The organism is Agriterribacter sp., assembly GCF_035445465.1.
Taxonomy (GTDB): domain Bacteria; phylum Bacteroidota; class Bacteroidia; order Chitinophagales; family Chitinophagaceae; genus Agriterribacter.
This window is the reverse complement of the sequence record NZ_DAOMQT010000118.1, coordinates 1-3,901: the sequence shown is the minus strand read 5'-3', so window position 1 is coordinate 3,901 and position 3,901 is coordinate 1. Positions and strand designations below refer to the sequence as shown.

At 43.4% G+C, this 3,901-nt stretch carries 4 protein-coding genes; 3 read left to right on the top strand and 1 reads right to left on the bottom strand.

What is annotated here, in order from left to right; translation table 11 throughout:
- Positions 1-67 precede the first annotated feature (67 nt).
- Complete coding sequence (locus PLE34_RS21715; RefSeq protein ID WP_324560715.1) at positions 68-763, top strand: uracil-DNA glycosylase family protein; 696 nt, start codon at positions 68-70, stop codon at positions 761-763.
- A gap of 74 nt (positions 764-837) precedes the next feature.
- On the opposite strand, the gene PLE34_RS21710 is transcribed toward PLE34_RS21715, so the two are convergent.
- On the bottom strand, positions 838-1,932 hold the full coding sequence (locus PLE34_RS21710) for an Mrp/NBP35 family ATP-binding protein (protein WP_324560712.1): 1,095 nt from the start codon (positions 1,930-1,932) through the stop codon (positions 838-840).
- Positions 1,933-2,083: 151 nt separating this feature from the next.
- On the opposite strand from PLE34_RS21710, the gene PLE34_RS21705 reads away from it, so the two are divergent.
- A complete protein-coding gene (locus PLE34_RS21705; protein WP_324560709.1) occupies positions 2,084-2,725 on the top strand; it encodes a carboxypeptidase-like regulatory domain-containing protein in 642 nt (213 codons plus the stop codon).
- 229 nt (positions 2,726-2,954) lie between these two features.
- Positions 2,955-3,836, top strand: coding sequence for a 3-hydroxyacyl-CoA dehydrogenase NAD-binding domain-containing protein (locus tag PLE34_RS21700; RefSeq protein WP_324560706.1), 882 nt, complete (start codon positions 2,955-2,957; stop codon positions 3,834-3,836).
- Positions 3,837-3,901: the final 65 nt, after the last annotated feature.

Here is a 3,901-nt window from a genome sequence, read left to right as displayed (position 1 = left end):
ATTGGAGATTTAAGATTTGATATGATGCCGTTTTTCTTTTTTAAAATTACTTACCTTCCTCCAGTATATGTCAACATTTGCCGATAAAGTAATTGCATTTAACAAATCACTCCGTTTCACGGCCAAACTGCCTCCCGGTATTCGTGTAATGAACCCTTTTAAAGAGAACAAGGATAGTTTAATGGTATCATCGGCATTTTATAAAAAATATTATAACGATAATAACCGCCGGCACCTCATACTGGGCATTAACCCCGGCAGGTTTGGAGCAGGCCTAACAGGCGTTCCGTTTACCGATCCTAAAAGACTGGTGGAAAAATGTGCGATCACCTATCCCGGAGCCCCGGCACACGAACCTTCATCTGTATTTATATATAATATGATAGAGGCTTATGGCGGCCCGGAAAGCTTTTACGGAAAATTTTACATCAATTCTATATGCCCTTTGGGCTTTACCATAAAAAACAGCCTCGGTAAGGAAGTGAATTACAACTTTTACGACAATAAAGCATTAACGGATGCCGCGCATAGCTTTATTATCCAAAGCATCAAACAACATATTGCGTTGGGTATAGATACCGATACCTGTTTTTGCCTGGGCAGCGGAAAAAATGAAAAGATACTGAACAGGCTAAATGAAACGCACGGCTTCTTTAAAAAAATTATAGCGCTTGAGCATCCCCGCTTTGTAATGCAGTACAAAGCAAAATATATGCAGGAATATATTGATAAATACCTTGCCGCTTTCAGTATGGTATATTAATCCGTAGTTCTCAACGGGTGCTTTCAGTGCGGCCTGACCCTCCTTTCATCGGGTACCGACCGCAGGTTACATCATCATACTACGATCTCCACAATTTTAGTAGCCCCAATATTGGCATTGCGCATGGCGATGCTTCTAACGGTATTGCCGGCAAAATCCATGAAAGCCTTTCGTGTAATTTCATCATCACTCACCATTACCGGTATGCCTGTATCGCCCCCTTCCCTTATTCCCTGCACCAATGGTATTTGTCCTAAAAAGAGCACATCAAATTCTTCGGCTAATCTTTTCCCGCCGCCTTTCCCGAAAATATAATATTTATTTTCAGGCAATTCGTCCGGGGTAAACCAGCTCATATTTTCCACCAATCCTATGATGGGCACTTTTATTTGTGCCTGCCCAAACATAGCAATGGCTTTTTTGGCGTCTGCCAGGGCTACAGGCTGGGGAGTGGTTACCACTACAGCGCCTGTTACCGGCACCGTTTGTACTAATGTTAAATGAATGTCGCCGGTGCCGGGCGGCATATCAATCACTAAGTAATCCAGCTCTCCCCATTGCACATCCGTTACAAACTGGCGGATAGCGCTGCTTGCCATGGGTCCGCGCCATACGATTGCCTGCTTTTCATCTACCAGCGAGCCAATGCTCATTAATTTTATGCCAAACTTCTCTATGGGTATAATAATGCCTTTCTCCCCTTCTTTTTTCATGAGGGGTCTTTCTCCGCGGATGCCAAACATCATAGGTACACTTGGTCCGTAAATATCAGCATCCATCAACCCTACGGCAGCGCCGCCTTCCGATAATGCCAAAGCAAGATTGGCAGCAACCGTTGATTTACCCACTCCTCCCTTACCACTAACTACGGCTATAATATTCTTTACACCCGGTAAAATATGCTGATTGTCTTTTCTGTTGCTGTTGGTATTAGCCGTAAATTTTATATTTACGGCTGCATTTTTATTTACCAGCAGGTGCACCGCGTTAATACATGCGTTTTTGATCATATCTTTTAAAGGGCATGCCGGTGTGGTGAGTACAACGGTAAAAGAAACATTATCTCCTTCTATTACAATGTCTTTTATCATGTTAAGCGTTACAAGATCCCTGCCCAGATCTGGCTCAATTACGTTCCCCAATGCTTTTAAAATATCACTTTCTTTCATGAACCGAACTTTTTGTTAAAAAAAATATTGTGCCGCAAAGTTAAGCCCATAAATGCTTACTTTGGTTTTTTCCCGTGTTCGGATTAAATTACAGGCCTGGATGCCGGAGTTACGATTTTGAGGTATTATTGCAGTTCATTTAAACAGCTTAATGAAATATTTTTTACGATATTTATTTTTCTCATTTTTATTGACTCCTTTCGCGGCAAAAGCACAGTTTGAATCATTGAAAGATTCTGTTGTTCAGTTGTATGGCATAGTAATGACACACGACAGCTTAAAAGGCATACCGGGAGTAACCGTAATGGTAAAAGGACAAAACAGGGGTACCATCACAAATGAACAGGGTGTTTTTTCAATAGTGGTGTTAAAGGGGGATGAAGTACAGTTTACCCATGTATCCTACAGAACGGAAACAGACAGGATCCCTACCAACTTAGAAGGGAACCAGTTCAATATGGTTAAACTAATGGCCCAGGATACCATTTACCTGCCTACCGCTATTATAAAAGCCCGTCCTACGCGCGAACAATTTGAACGCGATTTTGTCAACAATGAGGTTCCGGACGATGGTATAGAAATTGCCCGGCAAAATACCAGTGAAGCCAAAAGAAGGATACTGGCACGGTCGTTACCCCGCGACGGGGGGGAAGCCGCTAATTATGCTTTAAGTAAAAATGCACAGGGCTATTATTACAGCGGGCAGGCTCCTCCTATGAATATATTTAACCCGTTTGCCTGGAGCGAGTTTGTGAAGGCCTGGAAGAGAGGCGATTTTAAAAAGAAAAACTGAGGAACCACATTGGTGAGTAGTCAGTGGTGAATAGTGAATAGTGAGTAGTGAATGGTCGTTTCACGTTTATCGTTTCACGAGGTGAGAAGAGAAACGTTAGACGAGGGAAGTGAAAGGTGAGAATACCCTACTGATTGCTGAAAGCTGACGGACGAAAGCTCACTGCTGACAGCTCATAGCTACCTCATAGCCGATTACTCATAGCTCACAGCCCCATTAACCTAAGATCATGATAAAAAACATTGCCGTAATTGGCGCAGGCACAATGGGCAACGGCATTGCCCAGGTATTTGCTCAATATCATTTTAATGTAACCCTAACAGACATTAATGAAGCCGCGCTGGGAAAGGCGGTTCAAACCATTTCCCAAAACGCAGACCGCCAGGTAAGCAAAGGAATTATTACGCAGGCAACAAAAGACAGGATATTGCTAACCCTGCATACCGCTACAGCAATGGAAGCAGGCGTAGCCAATGCCGACCTGGTAATAGAAGCTGCAACAGAAAACAAATCCATCAAGCTGGAAATATTTAAGCAGTTAGATGCGTTAGCGCCTCCCGCGGCTATTTTGGCCAGCAATACTTCATCCATATCTATAACAGCCCTTGCCGCTGCAACAAAACGCCCCGGAAAAGTAATAGGCATGCATTTCATGAATCCCGTACCGGTAATGAAGTTGGTGGAAGTGATCAACGGCTATGCCACAGCGCCGGAAGTAACTAATGAAGTGGTGGCAGTTAGCAGGGAACTGCAAAAAGTTCCATGCATCGTTAACGACTATCCCGGATTTGTTGCCAACCGTGTGCTGATGCCCATGATCAACGAAGCCGTACACAGCTTATATGAAGGCGTAGCAGGTGTGGAGGAAATTGACACCATAATGAAATTGGGCATGGCACATCCTATGGGGCCGCTGCAACTGGCGGATTTTATTGGATTGGATGTTTGCCTGAGTATATTAAAAGTTTTACAGGAAGGATTCGGCAATCCCAAATACGCACCCTGCCCTTTATTAGTGAATATGGTTGCTGCCGGTAAGCTGGGCGTAAAAAGCGGCGAAGGATTTTACAAATACACAGCCGGCAGTAAGGAACTGGTACCGGCTTTATGAAAATGTGGGAAATTTGAAAATAGGATTAGGCATTTAATTCGTAAAGGCATGAAAGTACTATATAA

Bases quoted from the DNA above. Each gene is read 5' to 3' on its own strand.
- PLE34_RS21715 (WP_324560715.1), top strand. From the start codon at position 68: ATGTCAACATTTGCCGATAAAGTAATTGCATTTAACAAATCACTCCGT.
- PLE34_RS21700 (WP_324560706.1), top strand. From the start codon at position 2,955: ATGATAAAAAACATTGCCGTAATTGGCGCAGGCACAATGGGCAACGGC.
- PLE34_RS21705 (WP_324560709.1), top strand. From the start codon at position 2,084: ATGAAATATTTTTTACGATATTTATTTTTCTCATTTTTATTGACTCCT.
- PLE34_RS21710 (WP_324560712.1), bottom strand. From the start codon at position 1,932: ATGAAAGAAAGTGATATTTTAAAAGCATTGGGGAACGTAATTGAGCCA.